General features: G+C 58.7%; 19 protein-coding genes and 1 pseudogene. 12 read left to right on the forward strand and 8 right to left on the reverse strand.

What is annotated here, in order from left to right; all coding sequences use genetic code 11:
- Window positions 1-39: 39 nt before the first annotated feature.
- Window positions 40-1947, reverse strand: coding sequence for a PTS mannitol transporter subunit IICBA (mtlA, locus tag ABLV52_RS08815; RefSeq protein WP_023291345.1), 1908 nt, complete (start codon window positions 1945-1947; stop codon window positions 40-42).
- A gap of 538 nt (window positions 1948-2485) precedes the next feature.
- On the opposite strand from mtlA, the gene ABLV52_RS08820 reads away from it, so the two are divergent.
- The 7 genes and pseudogenes from ABLV52_RS08820 (at window position 2486) to ABLV52_RS08850 (ending at window position 8745) form a co-directional block, all read left to right on the forward strand.
- Window positions 2486-2854, forward strand: coding sequence for a DUF3302 domain-containing protein (locus tag ABLV52_RS08820; RefSeq protein WP_023291344.1), 369 nt, complete (start codon window positions 2486-2488; stop codon window positions 2852-2854).
- A gap of 3 nt (window positions 2855-2857) precedes the next feature.
- Entirely contained in the window at window positions 2858-3994 is a 1137-nt protein-coding gene (locus ABLV52_RS08825; protein WP_023291343.1) for an HlyD family secretion protein, read from the forward strand.
- A gap of 92 nt (window positions 3995-4086) precedes the next feature.
- Window positions 4087-4695 (forward strand): glutathione S-transferase, encoded by a 609-nt coding sequence (locus tag ABLV52_RS08830; protein WP_004152043.1) that lies wholly within the window; start codon window positions 4087-4089, stop codon window positions 4693-4695.
- 105 nt (window positions 4696-4800) lie between these two features.
- Entirely contained in the window at window positions 4801-6189 is a 1389-nt protein-coding gene (selA, locus tag ABLV52_RS08835; RefSeq protein ID WP_348890283.1) for an L-seryl-tRNA(Sec) selenium transferase, read from the forward strand.
- A complete protein-coding gene (gene selB, locus ABLV52_RS08840) occupies window positions 6186-8027 on the forward strand; it encodes a selenocysteine-specific translation elongation factor (protein ID WP_023291341.1) in 1842 nt (613 codons plus the stop codon). Before selA ends, selB begins: the two co-directional genes overlap by 4 nt.
- Before the next feature lie 33 nt (window positions 8028-8060).
- Window positions 8061-8156: pseudogene (locus ABLV52_RS08845) on the forward strand (IclR family transcriptional regulator); the annotation flags it as partial.
- 109 nt (window positions 8157-8265) lie between these two features.
- Window positions 8266-8745: a 4Fe-4S dicluster domain-containing protein gene (locus tag ABLV52_RS08850; protein ID WP_348890284.1), complete on the forward strand. Its 480-nt coding sequence runs from the start codon at window positions 8266-8268 to the stop codon at window positions 8743-8745.
- A 42-nt stretch (window positions 8746-8787) separates the two neighbouring features.
- On the opposite strand, the gene avtA is transcribed toward ABLV52_RS08850, so the two are convergent.
- Both avtA and ABLV52_RS08860 read right to left on the reverse strand, forming a co-directional pair.
- Entirely contained in the window at window positions 8788-10044 is a 1257-nt protein-coding gene (gene avtA, locus ABLV52_RS08855; protein ID WP_023291339.1) for a valine--pyruvate transaminase, read from the reverse strand.
- 167 nt (window positions 10045-10211) lie between these two features.
- The gene (locus ABLV52_RS08860; protein ID WP_044525030.1) at window positions 10212-12245 is read right to left on the reverse strand and encodes an alpha-amylase; all 2034 of its coding nucleotides are present in this window, start codon (window positions 12243-12245) and stop codon (window positions 10212-10214) included.
- A 313-nt stretch (window positions 12246-12558) separates the two neighbouring features.
- Here ABLV52_RS08860 and ABLV52_RS08865 point away from each other — a divergent pair, with 313 nt between their 5' ends.
- Complete coding sequence (locus ABLV52_RS08865) at window positions 12559-13377, forward strand: protein bax (protein WP_060589859.1); 819 nt, start codon at window positions 12559-12561, stop codon at window positions 13375-13377.
- A gap of 61 nt (window positions 13378-13438) precedes the next feature.
- On the opposite strand, the gene xylR is transcribed toward ABLV52_RS08865, so the two are convergent.
- From xylR to xylF, 4 genes are all read right to left on the reverse strand, one after another.
- On the reverse strand, window positions 13439-14617 hold the full coding sequence (gene xylR, locus ABLV52_RS08870) for a D-xylose utilization transcriptional activator XylR (RefSeq protein WP_023291336.1): 1179 nt from the start codon (window positions 14615-14617) through the stop codon (window positions 13439-13441).
- A 233-nt stretch (window positions 14618-14850) separates the two neighbouring features.
- Window positions 14851-16032, reverse strand: coding sequence for a xylose ABC transporter permease XylH (gene xylH / locus ABLV52_RS08875; RefSeq protein WP_023291335.1), 1182 nt, complete (start codon window positions 16030-16032; stop codon window positions 14851-14853).
- On the reverse strand, window positions 16010-17551 hold the full coding sequence (locus ABLV52_RS08880) for a xylose ABC transporter ATP-binding protein (RefSeq protein WP_044525029.1): 1542 nt from the start codon (window positions 17549-17551) through the stop codon (window positions 16010-16012). The genes xylH and ABLV52_RS08880 overlap by 23 nt, the downstream gene beginning before the upstream one ends.
- Before the next feature lie 64 nt (window positions 17552-17615).
- A complete protein-coding gene (gene xylF, locus ABLV52_RS08885; protein ID WP_023291333.1) occupies window positions 17616-18611 on the reverse strand; it encodes a D-xylose ABC transporter substrate-binding protein in 996 nt (331 codons plus the stop codon).
- A gap of 496 nt (window positions 18612-19107) precedes the next feature.
- Between xylF and xylA the strand changes: the two genes are divergently transcribed.
- From xylA to yiaA, 4 genes are all read left to right on the forward strand, one after another.
- On the forward strand, window positions 19108-20430 hold the full coding sequence (gene xylA / locus ABLV52_RS08890) for a xylose isomerase (protein WP_023291332.1): 1323 nt from the start codon (window positions 19108-19110) through the stop codon (window positions 20428-20430).
- A gap of 92 nt (window positions 20431-20522) precedes the next feature.
- Window positions 20523-21977, forward strand: a complete 1455-nt coding sequence (gene xylB / locus ABLV52_RS08895) for a xylulokinase (RefSeq protein WP_348890285.1) — start codon at window positions 20523-20525, stop codon at window positions 21975-21977.
- Window positions 21978-22145: 168 nt separating this feature from the next.
- Entirely contained in the window at window positions 22146-22517 is a 372-nt protein-coding gene (gene yiaB / locus ABLV52_RS08900; RefSeq protein ID WP_348890286.1) for an inner membrane protein YiaB, read from the forward strand.
- A 33-nt stretch (window positions 22518-22550) separates the two neighbouring features.
- Window positions 22551-22994 (forward strand): inner membrane protein YiaA, encoded by a 444-nt coding sequence (yiaA, locus tag ABLV52_RS08905; RefSeq protein WP_032454340.1) that lies wholly within the window; start codon window positions 22551-22553, stop codon window positions 22992-22994.
- Window positions 22995-23021: 27 nt separating this feature from the next.
- Here yiaA and ABLV52_RS08910 read toward each other — a convergent pair whose 3' ends face one another.
- Complete coding sequence (locus ABLV52_RS08910) at window positions 23022-24017, reverse strand: acyltransferase (protein WP_348890287.1); 996 nt, start codon at window positions 24015-24017, stop codon at window positions 23022-23024.
- Window positions 24018-24123: the final 106 nt, after the last annotated feature.

Raw genomic sequence — 24123 nt, forward strand, 5'->3', positions numbered from 1 at the left:
CCCAACCCTCTCCCAAAGGAGAGGGTTGGATAGCGCTGATTATTTATTCAGCAGCGCCAGTACGTCGTCGACGCTGGTGGTTTTCGCCAGGCGCTCAATCACCGTTTCGTCATCCAGCGCGTTGGTCAGGCTGGTAATCACCTGAATGTGCTCGTTGTTGCGGGCGGCGATGCCGATCACCAGGCGGGCAACATCGTCTTCATCTTCCCCAAAGCGCACCCCTTCCGGGTACTGGCAGAAGACGACGCCGGTTTTCAGCACGCGGTCTTTCGCTTCGATGGTGCCGTGCGGCACCGCGATGGACTCGCCGAGATAGGTCGAGGTCAGTTTTTCGCGGTCCAGCATCGCCTGCACATATTCCGGCTCGACGTAGCCGCCTTTCACCAGCTGCTCGCCGGCGAAGCGAATGGCTTCTTCTTTGGTGGCCGCTTTGCGACCGAGGAAGATGTTATCCGCACCCAGCTTGAACAGGTTTTTGTCCGTATCATCAAAGCTGTCTTTCAGGCTATCGGTGACTTTAACTTCGTTGTCGATGTGGCGCTGGGCCGCCACCAGACGCTCGGTCAGGCTGGTGTACAGACCGCTGTCGAGGAAGTTGGTCAGCGAAATATGCTGCGCCTGCGGTACCTGGCGCATGGCGCGCTCGGTCAGGTCGCGGTGGGTGATCACCAGGTCAACATCCGGCGGCAGGTTATTGATGGCGCTGTTGGTGACCGAGATGTTGCTCAGGCCGGCATCCTGCACTTTCTTGCGCAGTACCCCGGCGCCCATGGCGCTGGAGCCCATCCCGGCGTCGCAGGCGACGATGATTTTACGCACATGGCTCAGGTCGTTGGTGACATTGCCAGCCGCCAGCGGGTTGGCGCCTTTGGATTCCGCTTTCATGTCATGCATACGACGGGTCGCGGCTTCGATATCGTCTTCTTCTTTGACTTTGCTGGTCTTGAGTAGAACCGCAGAGACGACGAAGGAGACCGCCATCGCGGCGATAATGGCTGCGATGTTCGCGAAGTAGGCCCCTTTCGGCGTCATCGCCAGCACCGCCAGGATAGAGCCCGGGGAAGCCGGAGAGACCAGACCGCCGTTGAGGATGGTCAGGGTGAAGACACCGGTCATCCCGCCGAGGATAACGGCCAGGATCAGACGTGGGTTCATCAGCACGTACGGGAAGTAGATTTCATGGATACCCCCCAGGAAGTGGATGATAGCCGCCCCGCCTGCAGACTGTTTAGCGCTGCCGCGGCCAAAGAACATGTACGCCAGCAGAACGCCCATCCCCGGACCCGGGTTAGCTTCAATCAGGAAGAAGATGGATTTACCCAGCTCGTGGGACTGCTGAATACCCAGCGGCGAGAAGATACCGTGGTTGATGGCGTTATTGAGGAACAGGATTTTTGCCGGTTCCACGAAGATAGACGCCAGCGGCAGCATGTCGTGCGCCACCATGAAGTTAACGCCAGCCGCCAGAATTTTCGACAGAACTTCTACCGCCGGGCCGATGCCGAGGAAGGCGAGAATGGCGAGGATCATCCCGATGATGCCGGCGGAGAAGTTATTCACCAGCATTTCAAAACCGGATTTGATCTTACCGTCTACCCAGTTATCGAATTTCTTGATGCAGTAGCCGCCCAGCGGGCCGGCGATCATGGAGCCGAGGAACATCGGCATATCCGCGCCGACGATAACGCCCATGGTGGTGATCGCCCCGACCACGCCGCCACGTTCGCCGCCGACTAATTTACCGCCGGTGTAACCGATCAGCAGCGGCAGCAGGTAGGTGATCATCGGACCGACCAGCTTCGCCAGCGTTTCGTTTGGCAACCACCCTGTCGGAATGAAAAGCGCGGTGATGATACCCCACGCGATAAACGCGCCGATATTCGGCATCACCATATTGCTGAGAAAACGACCAAAGCTTTGCACTTTGATCTTGATATCGGATGACATAAAACACCCCTTCTTCTGTTTTGCGTATCGCGCAGGCTAAAAGCCCGAGGTTTGTTGTTAATGTGGCGGCAGAGGTAGCCGGGCCCTGATTGATAGTGCGAAATCTGGCACTGAATCGTTTAGCTGTCCAGCCAGCGCCCTTAAGTGTGAGTTAGATCACATGAATATAGGGGGCGGAGCGGGTTTTGTAGTGATTGCGATCACATAATGGCTGTGTAAAAAAACAACAGACCGCCGTTTTTGCCGCTAATCTGCGTTTTTGTGTGATATTTGTCACAATTTTGTTTCGTGTTTTTGTTGTTTGTTTGTGATTTTGATCACAAAGAATTTCACGGTGGATTTTTGCCGCTGTGATCTCGGCCCGGTTTTGCGGCCAGGGCGAGGCGGCGCTGTAACTAAGCAACCATGTTTGTTAAATAACTTTTTTCCGCCGGATGGCAAAAATGAAAGGGGTGAATTATGCTCAAATCAGCGGTCCGGATATCAGTGGGCCGTGATTAAAATTTATATAAATTATTAGCGTAAAGCCGAGGGAATTATGTTTCTCAATTATTTTGCGCTGGGCGTTCTGATCTTCGTTTTTCTGGTCATTTTTTATGGGATTATCATTATTCACGATATTCCTTATTTGATTGCCAAAAAACGCAACCACCCCCATTCCGATGCTATTCATGTCGCCGGATGGGTCAGTCTTTTTACGCTCCACGTCATCTGGCCGTTTTTATGGATATGGGCCACGCTGTACCGGCCTGAGCGCGGTTGGGGCATGCAGCATAAGGCGAATACGGACCCCGACGAACCTGAAAAAGAGACGGATATACAACAGCTTCGCCAACGACTGAGCGACCTTGAACATCAGGTGGCGGCCATCCAGCGGCCACAGTCCACCGCTGCGGCGGAGAAATAAACTATGGATCTGTTGATCATTTTGACCTACGTGGCCATCGCTTGGTCGATATTTAAAATCTTCAAAATACCGGTTAATAAATGGACGGTTCCCACCGCGGCGCTGGGGGGCGTATTTATTGTTAGCGCGCTTATTTTATTAATGAACTATAACCACCCTTACACCTTTCTGGCGCAAAAGGCGGTAATATCTATTCCTATTACGCCGCAGGTGACCGGGGTCGTCAGCAGCGTCACAGACAAAGCGAATCAGCGCGTCGAAAAGGGCGAGGTGTTATTTACCATTGACCCGGCGCGCTACCAGGCGCGGGTCGATCGCCTGCAGGCCGACCTGGTGACAGCGCTGCACAGTATTAACACCCTCAAGGCGCAGCTCTCTGAAGCCCAGGCCAACACCACCCGCGTGTCGGCGGAACGCGATCGCTTATACAAGGACTATCAGCGCTACCTGAAAGGCAGCCAGGCGCGGGTGAATCCGTTCTCGGAAAGCGACATCGATAACGCCAGGCAGAATTATCTGGCCCAGGACGCGCTGGTCAAGGCGTCGGTGGCGGAGCAGGCGCAGATCCAGAGCCAGCTGGATAGCATGATCAACGGCGAACAGTCGCAAGTGGCCAGCCTGCGCGCCCAGCTGGCGGAGGCGAAATATAATCTCGATCAGACCACCGTGCGGGCGCCCAGCGATGGGTATATCACTCAGGTGTTGATCCGTCCGGGGACCTACGCCGCCTCGCTGCCGCTGCGGCCGGTGATGGTGTTTATCCCTGAGCAAAAACGGCTGATCGTCGCCCAGTTCAGGCAAAATTCGCTGTTAAGGCTGGAGAAGGGCGACGACGCGGAAGCGGTGTTTAATGCCCTGCCCGGACAGGTGTTCCACGGTAAACTGGTGAGCATTTTACCGGTGGTGCCCGGGGGGACCTATCAGGCGCAGGGGGCGTTGCAGTCGCTGACCGTGACGCCGGGCAGCGATGGCGTGCTGGCGACCATCGAGCTCGATCCGAATGCCGAAATTGATGCGCTACCCGATGGCATCTACGCTCAGGTGGCGGTCTACTCCGACCATTTCGCTCACGTTTCGGTGATGCGTAAAGTGCTGCTGCGCATGACCAGCTGGATGCACTACCTCTATCTCGACCATTAATGCGATCGGCGGCAGGTTGAGCGGGAGGCTCACCTGCCTTTTACCTCGCCCTGAGCCATACTCATATCTTTGTTGGCGATAAGGAGCAGGCTATGAAACTGATCGGCAGCTACACCAGTCCCTTTGTGCGCAAAATATCGGTGATCCTGCTGGAAAAGCGCATCCCTTTTGAGTTTGTCAACGAATCCCCCTACAGCGAAAGCAACGGCGTGGCGCGCTATAACCCGCTGGGCAAAGTGCCGGCGCTGGTGACGGATGACGGCGAATGCTGGTTTGACTCCCCGGTTATCGCCCAGTATCTCGAGCTGCTGGGCGTGGCGCCGCCGATGATCCCCGCCGATCCCAGAGCCGCTCTCAGGATGCGCCAGCTAGAGGCGCTGGCGGATGGGGTGATGGAGGCCGCCCAGGCGCTGGTGCGCGAAAAGGCTCGCCCCGCGGCCCAACAGTCAGAGCAAGAGCTGCTCCGCCAGCGGGAGAAAGTGGCGCGCGGCCTCGACAGGCTGGAAGCCTGCGCGGCGGACGGGACGCTGCGCGGCGACGAGGTCAATCTGGCGACCATCTCCACGGCCTGCGCCATCGCCTACCTGAACTTTCGCCGGGTGGCGCCGGGCTGGTGCGCCACCCGGCCGCAGCTGGTGAAGCTGGTGGATGCGCTGTTCCAGCGCGCCAGCTTTGCGCGCACCGAACCGCCGCGGACTTGACCCAGACAGGTAACAGTTTGCGCAAGGAGGCGTTACAATCGCCGCTGATTGTTGACTCCCTCTCCCGTCGGGAGGGGGGAAAATAACTTACCGCCAGGCCCATTGATGACTACCGAAATTCGTGCGCTTTATACCCGGCTTCCGGCCATTGACCGCTTACTCCGCGACCCCGCTTTTTCCTCCCTGCTGACGCAGCACGGCCATTCGCAGGTGGTGACGCAACTGCGCCAGATGCTGGACGAGGCGCGGGAACAGATCCGCCAGTGTCAGACACTGCCTGACTGGAGCCATGACTGGCTGAGCGCCTGCGCGCAGCGGCTGACCGCCAGAAGGCAGAGCGCCCTGCGTCCGGTGTTTAATCTCACCGGTACGGTGCTGCACACCAATCTCGGGCGCGCCATCCAGGCTGAGGCGGCGGTGGAGGCGGTCGCCAGCGCGATGCGCGCGCCGGTGACGCTCGAATATGATCTCGACGACGCCGGGCGTGGCCATCGCGATCGCGCCATTGCCGATCTGCTGTGCCAGATCACCGGCGCGGAAGATGCCTGTATCGTGAACAACAACGCGGCGGCCGTTCTGCTGATGCTGGCGGCTACCGCCAGCGGCAGGGAGGTGGTGGTCTCCCGCGGCGAGCTGGTGGAGATCGGCGGGGCGTTCCGCATCCCCGACGTGATGCGCCAGGCGGGTTGTCAACTGCACGAAGTGGGCACCACCAACCGCACCCATGCCAAAGACTATCGCCAGGCGGTGAATGACAATACCGCCCTGCTGATGAAGGTCCACACCAGCAACTACAGCATTGAAGGCTTTACCAAAGCCGTCGACGAAGCGGAGCTGGCGGTCATCGGCCGCGAGCTGGACGTCCCGGTGGTGGCCGACCTGGGCAGCGGGTCGCTGGTGGATCTCAGTCAGTATGGCCTGCCGAAGGAGCCGATGCCGCAGGAGATGATCGCCGCCGGGGTGAGCCTGGTCAGTTTCTCCGGCGACAAACTGCTCGGCGGCCCGCAGGCCGGAATTATCGTCGGCAAACGCGCGCTGATTGCCCGCCTGCAAAGCCATCCGCTGAAGCGGGCCCTGCGCGCGGATAAAATGACCCTCGCGGCGCTGGAAGCCACGCTGCGCCTCTATCAGCATCCGGAAGCGCTGCGGGACACCTTACCGACGCTGCGCCTGCTCACCCGCCCGGCGGACGAAATCCGCCGGCAGGCTGAACGCATGCAGCCTGCCCTGGCGGCACACTATGCTGATTTTGCCGTCAACGTGGCAGCCTGCCAGTCGCAGATTGGCAGCGGCTCGTTACCTGTCGACCGTCTGCCTGGCGCGGCGTTGACCTTTACCCCGCATGACGGCCGCGGCAGCCGGCTGGAGGCGCTGGCGGCCCGCTGGCGCGCGCTGCCGTGCCCGGTGATTGGCCGCATTTATGACGGTCGGCTCTGGCTGGACCTGCGCTGTCTGGAAGATGAAACCCGGTTTATGGAGATGTTGTTACGATGATTATTGCCACCGCTGGACATGTTGACCACGGCAAAACGACGCTGCTGCAGGCGATAACCGGCGTGAATGCCGATCGTCTGCCGGAAGAGAAAGCGCGGGGAATGACGATCGATCTCGGCTATGCCTACTGGCCGCAGCCGGACGGGCGGGTGCTGGGGTTTATTGACGTGCCCGGGCACGAAAAGTTTTTGTCCAACATGCTGGCGGGGGTGGGAGGGATCGACCATGCGCTGCTGGTGGTGGCCTGCGATGACGGCGTGATGGCGCAAACCCGCGAACACCTGGCGATCCTGCAGCTGACCGGAAAGCCGACGCTGACGGTAGCGCTCACCAAGACGGACCGCGTGGCGGCCGCCAGGGTGGCGGAGGTTCAGGCGGAGGTCGAGCAGACCCTGCGCGAACTGGGCTTTGACGCCGCCGCTTTCTTCCCCACCGCCGCGGTGGATAACATCGGTATTGCCGAACTGCGCAGCCATCTGCTGCAGCTTGCGGAGCGCCCCCATCCACAGCAGCGGCGTTTTCGCCTGGCGCTGGATCGCGCCTTTACCGTCAAAGGGGCGGGGCTGGTGGTCACCGGGACGGCGCTCTCCGGCGAAGTTCGGGTCGGGGATACTTTGTGGCTCACCGGCGTCAACGCGCCGATGCGCGTCCGCGGCCTGCATGCCCAGAATCAAGCGGTTGAGCAGGCGCACGCCGGGCAGCGCATTGCGCTGAATATTGTCGGCGATGCGCAGAAAGAGGCATTGCACCGCGGTGACTGGCTGCTCTCTTCACCGCCGCCGGAGCCTGCAGAGCGGGTGATTGTCGAACTGCAGTGCCATACGCCGCTCAGCCAGTGGCAGCCGCTGCATATTCACCACGCTGCCAGCCACATCACCGGCCGGGTGTCGCTCCTGGAGGGCGGCCTGGCGGAGCTGGTGCTGGATACTCCGCTGTGGCTGGCGGATAACGACCGGCTGGTGCTCCGCGATATCTCCGCTCGCTTGACGCTGGCCGGCGCACGGGTGGTGACGCTGGATCCCCCGCGCCGCGGCAAGCGTAAACCGGAGTATCTGCAGTGGCTTCACGCCCTGGCGGCGGTCGGCGCTGACGATGCGCAGGCCTTGGAGCTGCATCTGCAGCGGGACGCCGTCCGGCTTGAGCGCTTCGCCTGGGCGCGGCAGCTGAGTGAAGCCGGAATGGCGGCCTTGATCCAGCGACCGGACTATCTGCAGGCCGGACAGCGCCTGCTTAGTGCGCCGCTTGCCGCCCGCTGGCAGCGAAAATTGCTGGATGCCCTGGCGCGCTACCATGAGCAGCATCGCGACGAGCCGGGCCCTGGCCGGGAGCGCCTGCGCCGCATCGCGCTGCCGATGGAAGAGGAAGCGCTGGTGCTGCTGCTGATTGAGCAGATGCGCGAGAGCGGATTAGTCCACAGCCATCACGGCTGGCTGCATCTGCCCGAGCATAAAGCCGGGTTTACCGACGAGCAGCAGGCGGTCTGGCGGAAGGTGGAGACCCTGTTCGGCGATGATCCCTGGTGGGTGCGCGATCTCGCGCGCGAGGTCCATGTTGAAGAGTCCCTGATGCGCGCGGTGCTGCGCCAGGCGGCGCAGCAGGGGATGATTACCGCGATCGTCAAAGATCGTTACTACCGCAACGATCGCATTGTGCAGTTCGCCCAGCGGGTGCGCGAGCTGGATCAGCTGCGCGGCTCAACCTGCGCGGCGGATTTTCGCGATACCTTAAACGTAGGGCGGAAGCTGGCGATCCAGATCCTCGAGTATTTCGATCGGATTGGCTACACCCGTCGTCGCGGCAACGATCATATCCTGCGCGATAAGGCATTGTTTCTTTAATCATTAACGCCTGCTCCCCGGCGGGCTTCGTGCCGGAGAGCAGGCGAAAAGAACGTGCCGCTGCGTGAAACCGCGGAGGCGATCTCGCGTGAGCTGGGTTTCCCGGTGCGTGAAGCGTCAGGCAAATGACCACATCCTGCATGCCATCTGACTAAAAACAGCGCTGATTCCATTCAGGATCAAAGCGCGGGCAGGGATTATTCTGGCACCCTGCGGTTTTATCCCCAGGGAGCAGAGGATGAACCGGTTGCTTATTGCCAATGCCCAGCAGTGTATTGGCTGTCGTACCTGTGAAGTGGCCTGCGCGGTGGCGCACCAGCAGGCGCAGGATCTCTCCATGCTGTCGACAGGCCATTTCACGCCGCGTATCCGGGTGGTGAAAAGCGGCGAGATATCAACGGCGACGGCCTGTCGGCAGTGCGAGGATGCGCCTTGCGCCAGCGTCTGCCCGCAGGGGGCGATTCGTCGGGAGGAGGACGTCTGGTGGGTCGATCAGCGCCGCTGCATCGGCTGTAAAAGCTGCATGGTGGCCTGCCCGTACGGCGCAATGACCGTCACGGTGGTGAACCAGCAGGCGCTGAAATGCGATTTATGTCACCACCGCGCCGAGGGGCCGGCCTGCGTAGCCGCCTGCCCGACGCAGGCGCTGCGGGTGATGGCTCCCGCGGAGCTGGAGGCGCTATGCGCGCAAAAACGCCAGCGGCTGGCGCTGGCGTGAGCGGGTCCGCTAACGGGCGTTTCCCGTCAGCGGCGTCAGGGATTAGGCTTCCTGTTCGCGCCAGGCGAATTCAACCTCTTCGGCGAGAATTTTCACCCCGGCCTCGATTTTTTGCGGGTCCGGCACATAGTTCATGCGCATGCACTGGTGGGTATGCGGCCACGGTTTATCGAGTCCCGGGAAGAAGAAATCCCCCGGCACCATCAGCACGCCGCGCTTTTTCAGCCGCTGATACAGCAGCTCGGTGGAGATCGGCAGATCCTTAAACCACAGCCAGAGGAAGATCGCCCCCTCCGGTTTGTGAATAAGGCAGCGCTCCTCCGGCAGATAGCGGCGAATAATGGCGATGGTCTCCTGCACCCGCTGGTAATAGAAGGGTTTGATCACTGTCTCTGACAGGCGCAGCAGATCCTGACGTTTAATCATTTCACACATCATTGCCGGCCCGATACCGCCGGGCGCGAGGCTGATAATGCCGTTCATGTTGCTGATGGCGGTGATGATTTTCTCGTTGGCGATGATAATCCCGCAGCGACTGCCCGGCAGGCCCAGCTTGGACAGGCTCATACACAGCACGATGTTCGGATTCCACAGCGGTCGGGCGTCGCTGAAAATAATGCCCGGGAACGGCACGCCGTAGGCGTTATCAATCACCAGCGGGACCCCATGCTGATTCGCCAGCGCATCCAGTTTGATCAGCTCTTCATCAGTGATGACGTTGCCGGTCGGGTTGGTGGGACGCGAGACGCAGATCATCCCGGTCTCTTCCGTCACCTGCAGATGCTCAAAATCAACGTGGTACTTGAACTGGCCTTCCGGCAGCAGTTCGATATTCGGCCGGGTGGCAACGAACAGATCCTCTTCCAGGCCGGCATCGGCATAGCCGATATATTCCGGCGTCAGCGGGAACAGCACCTTACGGGTGGTGCCATCTGCCCGACGGCCTGCGAACAGATTAAACAAGTAGAAAAATGCGCTCTGACTGCCGTTTGTTAGCGCAATATTCTGTGGTTCGATCTCCCAGCCCAGCTCGTCGCGCAGCATCTTCGCCAGCAGGCTCAGCAGCTCGCTTTTGCCCTGCGGACCATCATAATTACAAAGCGCATCAAGGGCTTTGCCATTATCCAGCATGTCGGAGAGCAGCTGCTGGAAGTAGTCATTCATCTCCGGGATCTGAGCGGGGTTGCCGCCGCCCAGCATAATAGCGCCCGGCGTGCGCAGACCGTCATTAAGGTCTTCCATCAGGCGGGTAATGCCTGAATGACGGGTGAATTTGTCGCCGAAAAGGGAAAATGTCATCGCGAATCGTCTGTCGGTGGTTCTGGAAAGTGGCTAACCATAACGCCAGCGCCAGCGTGGTGCAAATCGAAGGGAAGGGGGGTGTTTTTGTTTTTATCCTGTGAATCGATTTTTTATCAGCGTATTGTGCTGACTGGCTCCCCGCCGGGCAGGGAGTCACTCCTGCTTTACTGCTGTTGTCCGGCCCAGATGACCATCACTTTGTCTTCACCGCTCTCGCGCACGAATCCGTAACCCCGCGGCATCGACAGCGTTGTCTGTTTGCCCATACCGATCGCCGGATGGCGCGCGCGGAACTGGCCGATCTTCTGCCAGTGGGTAACGCTGCGGGCCGCTTTACCGTTGACATCCTGCCAGTTCATCTCTGAACGGGTGCCCTGCAGCGGGTCCGAGCCGGTGGGGCCGAACGGGCGCGACGACTCGTCACCATAGAAGATCTGCACGGCGCCAGGGGCCAGCAGCAGCAGCTCTGCCGCCGTGGTGCCGCCTTCGCGGAACAGGCGCGTATCGTGCGAGGAGAGGTAGCTCAGGACGTTAAAGCTCTGCAGCTTGTCCGCCATTTGCTGCCAGGTGAGGTCAATGTTGGCCATGCAGTTAGCCGCTTTCGCCGCCTGGTCCTGGTAATCGAAATTGATCATCGCATCAAAACCGTGGCGATAGTAATCGCTCTCCATCACCCCGTGTCCCCAGGCTTCGCCGGTCATCCAGAACGGCGCCGCATCCAGCGCTTTATCCGGATTAGCTTTCTTCCACTCCGCCAGCGCGGCGGTGGCCTGGGTTTTTAACTGCTGCCAGGCGTCCATCTCCACATGTTTAGCGGTATCGACGCGGAAGCCGTCGATGCCGTAGTCGCGCACCCACTGGCTCAGCCAGTGCGTCAGGTAGTCGCGCGGCGTATAGCCCGGGATCGCTTTCGCCGCAGTGTCCGGTTTATGGCTGTAGAAGTTCGGCAGGCCCGATGCCTCCTTCGATTCGGTTTTCAGATCCGGCAGGAAGGCCAGCGACATGGTGAGATCGTCATAGCCCGGGTTGTCGTAATCGCCGATATCGGTGCGGATCCACTTCTTGCCCCACCATTTCTCCCACCCGGCTTTATCGCTGAAGTTGATATAGTCGTTAAAGCTGTGCCAGGTCTGGCCCGCGCCGGGCTTCCAGTCCGTCCAGCGCTCGCCGAGGGTTTTTTTCAGCTCATCCCCTTGCAGATACAGAGAGCCGAACTGGAACTCCTGCATGTCGGCCAGGGTGGCGTAACCGGTATGGTTCATCACCACGTCGAACAGAATACGTATTCCGCGCTTATGCGCTTCATCCACCAGCCGACGGAGATCGGCTTCGGTCCCCATATTGGCGTCCAGTTTCGACCAGTCCTGGGTGTAATAGCCGTGGTAGGCGTAGTGTGGAAAATCGCCTTTCGTCCCGCCGCCGACCCAGCCGTGGATCTGCTCGAGCGGGGAGCTGATCCACAGGGCATTGACCCCCATCTGCTGCAGATAATCCAGCTTGCTGGTTAATCCCTGCAGGTCGCCGCCGTGGAAGGTGCCGATCTCCTGCATGCCGTCTTTGTGTCGGCCATAGCTATTGTCGTTGGCCGGATTACCGTTCACGAAGCGGTCGGTCAGGACGAAGTAGACGGTGGCGTTGTGCCAGTCGAACGGCGCCGGCGCGGCCGTCTCGGCGCGCTCGAGCAGCAGCAGACCATTGCTGCCGAAGGCGGGCTGCAGCGTGATTTTGCCGCCGCTGACGGTCGCGACATTGCCGCTGTAGAAATCGCGAACTTTGCTGCCCTCGGGGAAGGTTTTACTGACGTCGAGGGTGAGAGGTTTTCCATCCCACTTCGGACACTGGCGGATCTGCGGCGCCGCGGCGCTGGCCTCTTTTTCTTCCAGCGAAATCATCATCGTCGGCGTGCCGGAGCGGGTATCCACTTCCAGGGTATACAGACCCTGGCGGAAGATGCGCCATTGCGGCGGCGTGCCGCGACAGGGTTCCATGGAGAGCATCTGGTTGAGCTTAATGCCGCCGGAAGGCTGCCAGCACTGTTGGTCAAAATTTAGCTGCAGGGGACGTGTACCCTTCTCAACCACTTTCTGGCTGATGAAGCGACCCGTCCCTTCTTCGGTAAAAGCAGGGAAGTCGGCGGTAGTCCAGGCGGCAAAGGCCATCCCAGGCACGAATAACGTGGCAAGCGCAGCGAGTTTCATTGCGGGATCCTTGAGCGGTTTTTAGCTAGTGTGCCTTGTTGTCGCGCGAGTGAACTCCTCCCGGCGGACGTTTTACCAGGAGGATGAAAAGGGGTGAGTGACACCGCTCAAAAAATAGGCTAAAAATGAGACGAAGCTAGCATTTTCGCGCTAGCGATGCGGCGCAGAAACCGATTTCAGATGACAGCAATTCGGAATTGGACTATTTCTGTTGATGCTCTCAGTGCGTATTTTTGATACTATTAGCGATTCAGCTATCGTTTTTTTGTGAAAAACAAGGTGTTGGAATGCATATATCCGACCAGGAGACCTGATGATATCGAATCCCATACGACGATATGGGGCCGCCATACTTATGTTACTAACCTGCGTCTTTTCAGGTAGTGTGTTGGCAACAACGCACACAGCAACAAAGAGTCATAAAGCCCCAACGGTTAAGAAGATAAGTAGTACTAAGGTAAGCAGTAAACAAGAGTATTCTCGCAATAGTGTAAAGAGCAGTTCACTTCCTGACTTGCGAAAATACCCTTCCGGAACACCAAGGAAAAAAGCGTTTCTCCGGACGGTCATGCCTTATATTACCAAGCAGAATCAGGCGATTACTGCGGATCGTAACTGGCTTGTATCCAAGCAGTACGATGCTCGCTGGTCGCCGAGCGAAAAGGCGCGCCTGAAAGACATCGCGACACGTTATAAGGTGAAGTGGTCAGGCAATACGCGTCATGTGCCCTGGAACACGCTACTTGAGCGTGTCGACATTATTCCGAACAGCATGGTCGCGACCATGGCGGCGGCGGAAAGTGGCTGGGGTACTTCCAAGCTGGCGCGTGAGAACAACAATCTGTTTGGCATGAAGTGCGGCGCTGGTCGCTGCCGCGGCGCGATGAAAGGCTACTCGCAGTTTGAGTCGGTGGAGCAGTCGGTGCAGGCTTACGTCACAAACCTGAACACCCACCCGGCCTATTCCTCTTTCCGCAAATCGCGCCTGCAGCTGCGCAAGGCGGATCAGGAAGTAACGGCTAGTACCATGATTCATAAGCTGAAGGGCTATTCGACCAGAGGGTCGAGCTACAACAACTATCTCTTCGCGATGTATCAGGATAACCAGCGGTTAATTGCCGCGCACATGTAATGTGCTTATCTACGTGATTATTCATGCCCGGCGCGCAAGCCCGGGCATTTTTCTTTGCTCTCTACATCATGACTTCACTGTGCCGGTCACGGTACTCCTTCGGCGTCACGTCGTACTCTTTCTTAAACACCGAATAGAAATATTGCAGCGACGGGTAGCCGCACATCTGTGAAATTTCATTGATCGACAGGCTGGTGGATACCAGCAGGCTGCGCGCCTTTTCCAGTTTCTCGCTGTGGATCACCGTGTGGATGGTCTCCCCGACCTCCTCTTTAAAGCGTTTCTCCAGGTTGGAACGTGAAATGCCGACGGCGTCGAGCACCTGCTCCACCTTGATGCCTTTACAGGCGTTGTTGCGAATGTAATGCATCGCCTGAATCACGGACGGATCGTTTAACGACCGGTAGTCGGTGGAACGTCGTTCAACGACGCGCATCGGCGGGATCAGCTGGCGCTGCAGCGGGAGCGCCTCGTTATTCAGCAGCCGGTGGAGCAATTTTGCCGCCTGATAACCCATCTGGCGGGTGCCCTGGGCGACGGAGGAGAGGGCGACGCGCGAGAGGTAGCGGGTCAGCTCCTCATTATCGATGCCAATAACGCACAGTTTCTCGGGCACCGGGATATGCAGCAGCTCGCAGGCCTGCAGGACGTGGCGGGCGCGCGCGTCGGTGACGGCGATAATGCCGGTTTGCGGCGGCAGCGTTTGCAGCCAGTCGGCGAGCCGGTTTTGCGCGTGCTGCCAGTTTTCCGGCGCCGTCTCCAGCCCCTGGTAGACCACGCCGCGGTACTTCTCCTTCGCCACCAGCTGGCAGAAGGCATACTCACGCTCTACCGCCCAACGTTTACCGCTGGAGGTGGGCAGTCCGTAAAACGCGAAGCGGTGTACCCCTTTTTCCTTCAGATGAAGAAAGGCGCTTTCCACCAGCGCGGTGTTGTCCGTGGCGATATAGTGGACCGGCGGGTACTGCTCTGGCTGATGATAAGAGCCGCCGACGCCGACGATGGGGACGTTGACATCGGCCAGTAGCTTTTCGATTTCGGGATCGTCATAGTCGGCGATAACGCCATCGCCTAACCACTCTTTGATGTTTTCGATTCGTGCCCGAAAATCCTCTTCAATAAAGATATCCCACTCCAGCTGAGAGGCCTGCAGATACTCGCCGACACCCTCAACCACCTGGCGGTCATAAGCTTTGTTGGCGTTAAATAACAGCGTAATACGGTGACGCTTTTCAAACATAGATGATGTTCCTGCTCTAACCCCGGTCATACCCCTTCATTCATGATGTTGCCGATGGCCTGGCTTTCTCATTCACCCCAGCCACGTACGCGATACGCGGCTGGGATGCGCCGTCTGCAACCCGAATGCTGTTGGGTATACACTACCGGCTAATGCCCGAGATATTTCAAGCGCCTTATGGCGAAGTTTGGTGGTAGCGCAAAGAATTCAGACATTCTTCAGAGAGCGCTTCCTTACGCGCGCCGCTTGGTGGCGGAGTCCATCCACACCGCCAGCAGCAAAATGGCGCCTTTGACGATATATTGCCAGAAGGTGGCAACGTCCATCATGCTCATGCCGTTATCCAGGGCCGACATAATAAACGCCCCCATTACCGCCCCGGCGACACTGCCTATACCGCCCGCCAGGCTGGTACCGCCGATGACGCAGGCGGCGATGGCGTCCAGTTCGGCGATGTTGCCCGCCGAGGGGGAGCCCGCGCCAAGGCGCGAGCTGAGGATCAGTCCGGCAATGGCGACCATCAGGCCGTTAATGGCAAACACCGCCAGCTTGGTACGCTCGACGTTAATCCCGGACAGACGTGCCGCCTCCAGGTTGCCGCCGATGGCGTAGATGCGGCGGCCAAAGGCGGTGCGAGTGGCCATGAACAGGCCTGCCAGCAGCAGGGCGGCGAGGATCAGTACCGGCGTCGGCACGCCGCGATAGTCATTGAGCAGCCAGATTGCGCCCAGCACAATCACCGCGGTAATGGCCTGGCGGCCAACGGTCGCGGTGGAGGACGCGGTCGCCAGACCTAACGCCTGACGGCGCATCCGTCCGCGCCACTGCCAGATAATGAACGCCGCCATGCCGACAACGCCGATGCCAAAGCCAATGCCATCTGGCAGGTAGCTTTGGCCGATCTGCGCCATCGCCGGACTGGTGGGCGAGACGGTGGTCCCGTTGGTGATGCCGATCAGAATGCCGCGAAACGCCAGCATCCCGGCGAGGGTGACGATAAACGAGGGGACCTTGCGATAGGCCACCCACCATCCGTTCCATGCGCCGAGCAGCAGCCCCATCACCAGCGTCACCAGAATGGTGAGCGGCAGCGGCCAGCCGAGCCAGACGTCAAAGATCGCCGCGGCGCCGCCCAACAGCCCCATCATCGAGCCGACGGACAGGTCGATTTCTGCCGAAATAATCACAAACACCATGCCGACGGCGAGGATGCCGGTGATGGCCGTCTGGCGCAGCAGGTTGGAGATATTGCGCGCGCTCAGGTAGGCGCCATCGGTAACCCAGGTGAAAAACAGCATAATGACGACGATCGCGGCGATCATCACGAAGACCTGGAGGTTCAGCCCCTTCAGCGCCGGCAGGGCGGTGGGGGCGGTTGGGGTAAGTTTGATTTCAGACGACGTGTTCTTCGACATGGCGTTCGCTCCTCAGCGCGGCTTCCATCACCTGTTCCTGGGTCAGATGTTGATTAACCAAATTGGCTTTTAGCCTGCCTTCGTGCATGACCAGCACCCGATCGCTAAGACCAAGCACCTCGGGCAGTTCGGATGAAATGACAATGACCGCGATGCCCTGCTGCACCAGCTGGTTAATCAGTTTATAAATTTCATACTTCGCCCCGATATCGATGCCGCGGGTGGGTTCGTCGAGGATCAGAATGCGCGGATTTAGCAGCAGGCAGCGGGCCAGAATCGCCTTTTGCTGGTTGCCGCCGCTCAGGCGGCCAATCGCCAGCTCCGGCGAGGAGGTTTTAATTTTCAATCGCTGAATGGACTGCTCAATACAGTGCTGCTCGGCGGCGTCGTCAAGGCTGCTCATCGCGCCGGTGAACTGGCTGAGCGCCGCCAGGGTAATGTTCTTACCCACCGCCATCACCGGCACGATGCCGTCTTTTTTGCGGTCTTCCGGCACCATGGCGATACCGTGGCCAATGGCCTGCTGACAGTTAGTGATGCTGACCGGCTGGCCATCAATGAAGATCTCCCCCTGCCAGCGCCCCGGCCAGACGCCGAACAGGCACTGCACCGCCTCGGTCCGTCCGGCGCCGACCAGCCCGGCGATGCCGAGGATCTCCCCGCGATGCAGGGAAAACGAGACGTCGTTGACCCGTTTAATATGACGGTTTACCGGGTGCCAGGCGGTTAAATGTTCGACCCGCAGGATCTCCTCGCCGTGGGCGTGCGGTTCGCTGGGATAGAGCGCGGTGAGCTCCCGGCCAACCATCATGGTGATGATGTCGTCTTCGCTCATGCCGCTGGCGTCGCGGGTGCCGATATGCTGGCCGTCGCGGATCACGCAGATCGTATCGGAGATCGCTTTGACCTCATTGAGCTTGTGCGAAATATAGATGCAGGCGATATCGTGGTTTTGCAGATCGCGAACGATCGCCAGCAGCGTCGCGGTCTCTTGTTCGGTTAAGGAGGCGGTTGGTTCGTCGAGGATCAGCAGGCGCACCTGTTTATTCAGCGCCTTGGCGATCTCCACCAGCTGCTGCTGACCGAGGCCGAGGTCGCCGACGCGGGTGTCGGGCGAAATGGGCAGATTGACCTGCGCCAGCAGCTTCTGGCAGCGCAGCGTCATGGTTTCATAATCCAGCAGGCCGTGGCGGGATATTTCGGCGCCGAGGAAAATGTTCTCCAGCACGGTGAGATGTTTCACCAGCGCCAGCTCCTGATGAATAATGGCGATGCCTTTGCGTTCGGTATCGCGAATATGGTTTGCCTGCAGCGTTTCGCCAGCAAAAATAATCTCGCCCTCATAGCTTCCGTGCGGATAGATACCGCACAGCACCTTCATCAGCGTCGATTTTCCCGAACCATTTTCACCGCATAACGAGACCACCTCGCCAGCGTTCAGGCGCAGGCTGACATTATCCACGGCCTTAACGGCGCCGAAGGTTTTGGTGATGTTCTTCATTTCGAGTAGCCAGGCCATAAAGACTCCGCAAAAGTGATATCCGGCGGGATGAAAATGACGCCCCGTAGCGGGGCGTCAGCCATTACAGTTCACTCTTTTTATGGAAACCGTCTTTAATCACCGTGGCGTCGATATTCTCTTTATTCACTTCAATTGGCGTTAACAGGCGCGAAGGGACATCTTTTAAGCCGTTATTCAGCGTGGTGTCAGACTTCGGCTGCTTATCGTTGCCCAGCTCAACGGCGATTTCGGCGGCGTTGGTGGCCAGGGTGGTAATCGGTTTATAGACGGTCATCGTCTGGGTACCGGAAATAATGCGCTTCACGCCCGCCAGGTCAGCATCCTGACCGGAGATCGCCACTTTGCCTGCCAGCCCCTGGGCGGTTAAGGCCTGGATGGCGCCGCCGGCGGTTGCGTCATTGGAGGCCACCACCGCATCGATTTTGTTATTATTCGCCGTCAGCGCGTTTTCCATTATTTTCAGCGCGTTTTCCGGCAGCCAGCCGTCAACCCACTGATCGCCGACAATCTTAATTTTGCCCTCATCGACATACGGCTTGAGGATCTTCATCTGGCCGGCGCGGAACAGCTTGGCGTTATTATCCACCGGCGAGCCGCCCATCAGAAAATAATTACCCTGCGGCACTTTGTCGACCAGGCTTTGCGCCTGCATTTCGCCGACTTTTTCATTGTCGAAAGAAATATAGAAATCAATATCGGCATTATTAATCATGCGATCATAGGCCAGCACTTTAATACCTTCCTGCTTGGCCTCTTTAATAACGTTACTGAGCACCTGACCGTTATAAGGAATAATGACCAAGACATCGACGCCGCGGTTGATCATGTTTTCAATTTGCGACATCTGCGTTTCTTCATTGCCATTGGCGGACTGGACAAAAACTTTGGCGCCTAAGGATTCCGCTTTATTGACGAAAATATCGCGGTCTTTCTGCCAGCGTTCCAGACGCAGATCGTCGATGGCCATGCCAATCTTCACTTCTTTCGCCATCCCCGCCATGCTGGCGAGCAGGAGGGAGCTGGCGCAAAGCGTAAGGCAAAGGTTCTTTATCTTCATAATAACGATACCTTTTTTGTAAGGGTAGGTAAGACGAACGGAAAAATAATGTTTGATACATGAGGTTGCGGATACGTTACAGATTCTTAACGCGGAAAGCAGGGCTGGCAATTACCGGTTCTTATTTTGCAGTTATGAAATTTCGTTTAATGCGCAAATTATGACGGCGATCGTATTTTATTCATGCACACTCTTATTATTGCACTGGACCTCTCTGACAGGACGGCAGAAGAACGCGCCGATATTATTTTTTGCGAGCTGGCGCACGTTTGTGGATTCTCTCAATGGCGGTGTGAAATAACGTAATTGAGGAAAATGAAAGCGAAATTCTATATTGGCTTAAACCCGTCATACTTCAAGTTGTAGGTGTGTTGGTGACATTCGTTGCTTCGCCCCCTGGTTATCGGGGACTCGCGCTCCTGCCGCCTTCCTGCAACTCGAATTATTTAGGGTACCTGATTGGTTATTCGCCGCATCTCTGAATATGGAGTTCTCTATGCAGACCTATTTCGATCAACTCGATCGCGTTCGTTACGAAGGCCCGAAATCCGCTAACCCGCTGGCTTTCCGTCATTACAACCCGGATGAACTGGTGCTGGGCAAACGGATGGAAGATCATCTGCGTTTTGCGGCCTGTTACTGGCACACCTTCTGCTGGAATGGCGCCGATATGTTTGGCGTGGGCTCCTTCGACCGCCCATGGCAGCAGCCTGGCGACGCCCTGGAGATGGCCAAACGCAAAGCCGATGTGGCGTTCGAATTTTTCCATAAACTCAACGTGCCTTACTACTGCTTCCACGACGTTGACGTCTCGCCGGAAGGGAGTTCGCTCAAGGAGTACAGCAATAACTTCGCCCGGATGGTCGAGGTGCTGGCGGAGAAGCAGCAGCAGAGCGGCGTCAAGCTCCTGTGGGGGACCGCAAACTGCTTCACCAACCCGCGCTACGGCGCCGGCGCGGCCACCAACCCGGACCCGGAAGTGTTTAGCTGGGCGGCCACCCAGGTGGTTACCGCCATGAATGCCACCCATCAGCTGGGCGGCGAAAACTATGTCCTGTGGGGCGGTCGCGAGGGCTATGAAACCCTGCTGAATACCGACCTGCGCCAGGAGCGTGAACAGATAGGCCGCTTTATGCAGCTGGTGGTGGAGCATAAGCATAAAATCGGCTTTAAAGGCACACTGCTGATCGAGCCCAAACCGCAGGAGCCTACCAAGCATCAGTATGATTATGATGCCTCTACCGTGTACGGCTTCCTCAAGCAGTTTGGTCTGGAAAAAGAGATTAAACTGAACATTGAAGCCAACCATGCGACCCTTGCCGGCCACTCGTTCCATCATGAGATCGCGACGGCCATCGCGCTGGGGCTGTTCGGTTCCGTCGACGCCAACCGCGGCGATCCGCAGCTGGGCTGGGATACCGACCAGTTCCCGAACAGCGTCGAAGAGAACGCGCTGGTGATGTATGAAATTCTCAAAGCGGGCGGCTTCACCACCGGCGGCCTCAATTTTGATGCGAAAGTGCGCCGTCAGAGCACCGACAAATACGATCTGTTCTACGGCCATATCGGCGCGATGGATACCATGGCGCTGTCGCTGAAGGTCGCGGCGCGGATGATCGAAGACGGTGAGCTGGATAAACGCGTGGCCAAACGCTACGCCGGCTGGAACGGCGAGCTGGGGCAGCAGATCCTTAACGGGCAGATGACCCTCAGCGACATTGCCCAGTACGCCGCTCAGCATCAGCTGGCGCCGCAGCATCGCAGCGGTCAGCAGGAACAACTGGAAAACCTGGTCAACCATTATCTGTTTGACAAGTAATCATGCGGCGGCGCCCGGCGTGACCGGGACCGCCACCAGGATGCTCTGTTCGCGCCACGCTCAGCCGTGGCGCGCGTTTAAGGAGAGGTAGTATGTATATCGGCATCGATCTGGGGACATCGGGCGTCAAAGCCATTCTGCTCAATGAGCAGGGTGATGTGGTGGCATCGCATACCGAAAAACTCACCGTCTCGCGTCCGCATCCGCTGTGGTCGGAACAAGATCCCGAGCAGTGGTGGCAGGCTACGGACACGGCGATGAAAGCCCTGGGCGCGCAGCATAGTCTGCGCGACGTGAAGGCGCTGGGGATCGCCGGGCAGATGCACGGCGCCACCCTGCTGGATAAATCGCTACAGGTGCTGCGTCCTGCCATTTTATGGAATGACGGCCGCTGCGGCGAAGAGTGCCAGCTGCTGGAGGAAAAAGTCAGCGCTTCCCGGCAGATCACCGGCAACCTGATGATGCCGGGCTTTACGGCGCCGAAGCTCTTGTGGGTGCAGCGCCACGAGGCGGCGGTGTTCAGCCAGGTCGATAAAGTGCTGTTGCCGAAGGATTATCTGCGTCTGAGGATGACCGGCGAGCTTGCCAGCGATATGTCTGACGCCGCCGGTACCCTGTGGATGGACGTCGCCCGACGCGACTGGAGCGATGAGATGCTCGCCGCCTGCGATCTCAGCCGGGACGCGATGCCGGCGCTGTTTGAAGGCAGCGACGTCACCGGGCAGCTGCGTCCGGAGGTGGCGCAGGCGTGGAATATGCCACAGGCGCTGGTGGTGGGGGGCGGCGGCGACAACGCCGCCGGCGCGGTCGGGGTCGGCATGGCCGATGCCGGTCAGGCGATGCTGTCGCTGGGCACTTCAGGTGTGTATTTCGCGGTCAGCGAAGGGTTCCTCAGCAAGCCTGAAAGCGCAGTGCATAGCTTTTGCCATGCGCTGCCGGGCCGCTGGCATCTGATGTCGGTGATGCTCAGCGCGGCTTCCTGTCTGGACTGGGCGGCGAAATTAACCGGTCTCGCCAGCGTGCCGGCGCTGATTGCGGCGGCGCAGTCAGCCGACGAGAGCGCTGGTCCGGTGTGGTTCCTGCCCTATCTGTCGGGCGAACGCACGCCGCACAACAACCCGCAGGCCAAGGGCGTCTTCTTCGGCCTGGCGCATCAGCATGGGCCGGCAGAGCTGGCGCGGGCGGTGCTGGAGGGGGTGGGCTATGCGCTGGCGGACGGCATGGACGTGGTTCACGCCTGCGGCATCAAGCCGCAGAGCATCACCCTTATCGGCGGCGGGGCGCGTAGCGCTTACTGGCGACAAATGCTGGCGGATATCAGCGGCCAGCAGCTCGATTACCGTACCGGGGGCGACGTCGGTCCGGCGCTGGGGGCGGCCAGGCTGGCGCAGCTGGCGGTGCACGGCGAAGCCGACCGCGCCGGGCTGTTGACGCCGCTGCCGCTTGAGCAAGCGCATCGCCCGGACGATCGCCGAGTGGCCCACTATGCGCCACAGCGGGAAACCTTCCGCCAGATTTATCAGCAGCTGAAACCGCTGATGTCATAGCCTCAGTCCGTCCGGCAACACCGGGCGGATTACTTCCCTGAATGTCCCGGCTACATCCATCCAAAAAAGCGTATTTGTTTATTCCGAAATCTCCGTTTGGCCGTGCGTAACCTGAGGCATCGCCGGGGGAGTCGGTCATAATCAGCCCCTGTCGACCAGGGAGGTGAGATGAACACAAAACGCAATATTGCCAGGGTGATGATGGCAGCAGGATCGCTGGTTTATCTGCTCGGTATCTGGCGAACCTGCCCGTTGTTTAGCGGTAAAGGTTATTTTCTCGGCGTACTGGTGATGGGGATGTTTGCCGTCCTCGCCCATCAGCGCGCCAGACGGTGGCAGGAACAGGACGACGGTTTTATTGCCTTATGCCGGTTGGTGCTGCTGCTATCGGTCGGCCTGCTGCTGGTGGGCGCCTGGTATGTGCCGGCAGGCTGGCATGAAAAAGCCGTCTATATCGCGGCATGGTTTGTCTGCTTATATGGCGCATCGGCAACCCCCAAACGGATCCGCGTCGCCTGCGCGATGCAAAAAACGGAATAAGCGCCACCCGTGGGCGCGTAAGAGGTAAAAGTAATGGAAAACAAGCACGCGACGTATTCTCCGGCCTTTCATTTAATCTCCTGGATTGCCCTGATCGGCGGCATCGCCACCTATCTGGTCGGCCTGTGGAATGCGGATATGCAGTTGAATGAAAAAGGCTATTATTTTGCTGTCCTGGTGCTGGGGCTGTTTGCCGCAGCGTCTTATCAGAAGACGGTGCGCGATAAATATGAAGCCATTCCGACCACCGCGCTGTACTACACCACCTGTCTGGTGGCCTTCGTCATCGCCGTTGGCCTGCTGGTTATCGGGTTGTGGAACGCCAGTCTGCTGCTCAGCGAGAAAGGGTTCTATGGACTGGCGTACTTTTTGAGCCTGTTTGGCGCCGTTGCGGTGCAGAAAAACGTGCGTGATGCCTGGGACCCGACCCGTGTAAGAGAGCCTCTCAGCGTGCCGGAAGAGGGGCCTGAACTGTGAGTCAGGCCCGCTCTCGGCGGTAGGTCGTTAACTGACCAGCCGCCGGCTATCAACCCGCTGCACCAGGCCGGACAGCAGCAGGCTGCCGAGCAGGGCGGCGCTGAAAATCCACACAATATCCAGCAGCGGCCAGCGGCTCAGTTCCAGATGGCTGGCGCGCAGCGCATGCACAATCAGGGCATGGAAGCCGTAAATTCCCAGAGAATGACGTGCAATACATTCGATACCGGGCAGGGGACGCGCGTTCAGCCAGTTTTTGGCGAGCGTCAGCAGGGCGACCGCGCAAACGAACACCGCCGGCCCGCAGTAGAGATACCAGGTGTCGCCGAAGTCCCCGCGCCAGCGTAGCTCATGCAGCGTGCCGCGGGAGATGACCCACACGGCGGCGAGGAACAGCGCGGCGCAGAGCGGGGTCAGCCATTTTTTATCGGTATCCAGGGTGCCAATGGCCCTGCCCAACACGCCGTAGAGCACGTAATAAAAGGTGTCGCCATTGATATAGAGGTTGACCGGCAGCCACTCAATCCCGGCGGCTTTGACGCCAACCATGTTGGGGTTGGCCAGAATGCCGAGGATCGCCATCAGCGCCAGCAGCATTTTGCCGTTGACGGATTTAACCTGAATAAGCGGCGAGAGCAGATAGATAACGGCGATAGCAAAGAAAAACCACAGGTGGTAGAAGACGGGCTTCTGCAGCAAATTCTTTAACGACAGCTCGACGTTGATATGGGTAAACAGCGCGATATACAGCAGAGACAGCGCGCTATAGAACGCAATGCACAGGCCAATCCGCCAGAAATGGCGCGGCTGGGCGCTGCGTTCCCCAAAAAACAGATACCCCGAGATCATAAAAAACAGCGGCACGCTGACGCGGGAGGTGGAATTGAGCAGATTGGCGATATCCCATTGCAGCAGGGTAATCGTATGCGGATGAGTGATATACCAGCTGGTACTGTGGATCATCACCACCATCATGCAGGCAATGCCGCGCAGGTTGGTGATCCAGTGTATCTTTTCTTGCATCAGTCCCTCAAAGTCTACTGGCGATATAAGGTCTGACCCGCCTTATGCCCCGGTGTCGCACGAGATTAGTCTGAGTTTTTGATCACAGACTTGTCGCTGTTTCATG

Origin of the sequence: Klebsiella sp. GB_Kp056, assembly GCF_040064755.1 — a bacterium.
Lineage (GTDB): Bacteria > Pseudomonadota > Gammaproteobacteria > Enterobacterales > Enterobacteriaceae > Klebsiella > Klebsiella quasipneumoniae.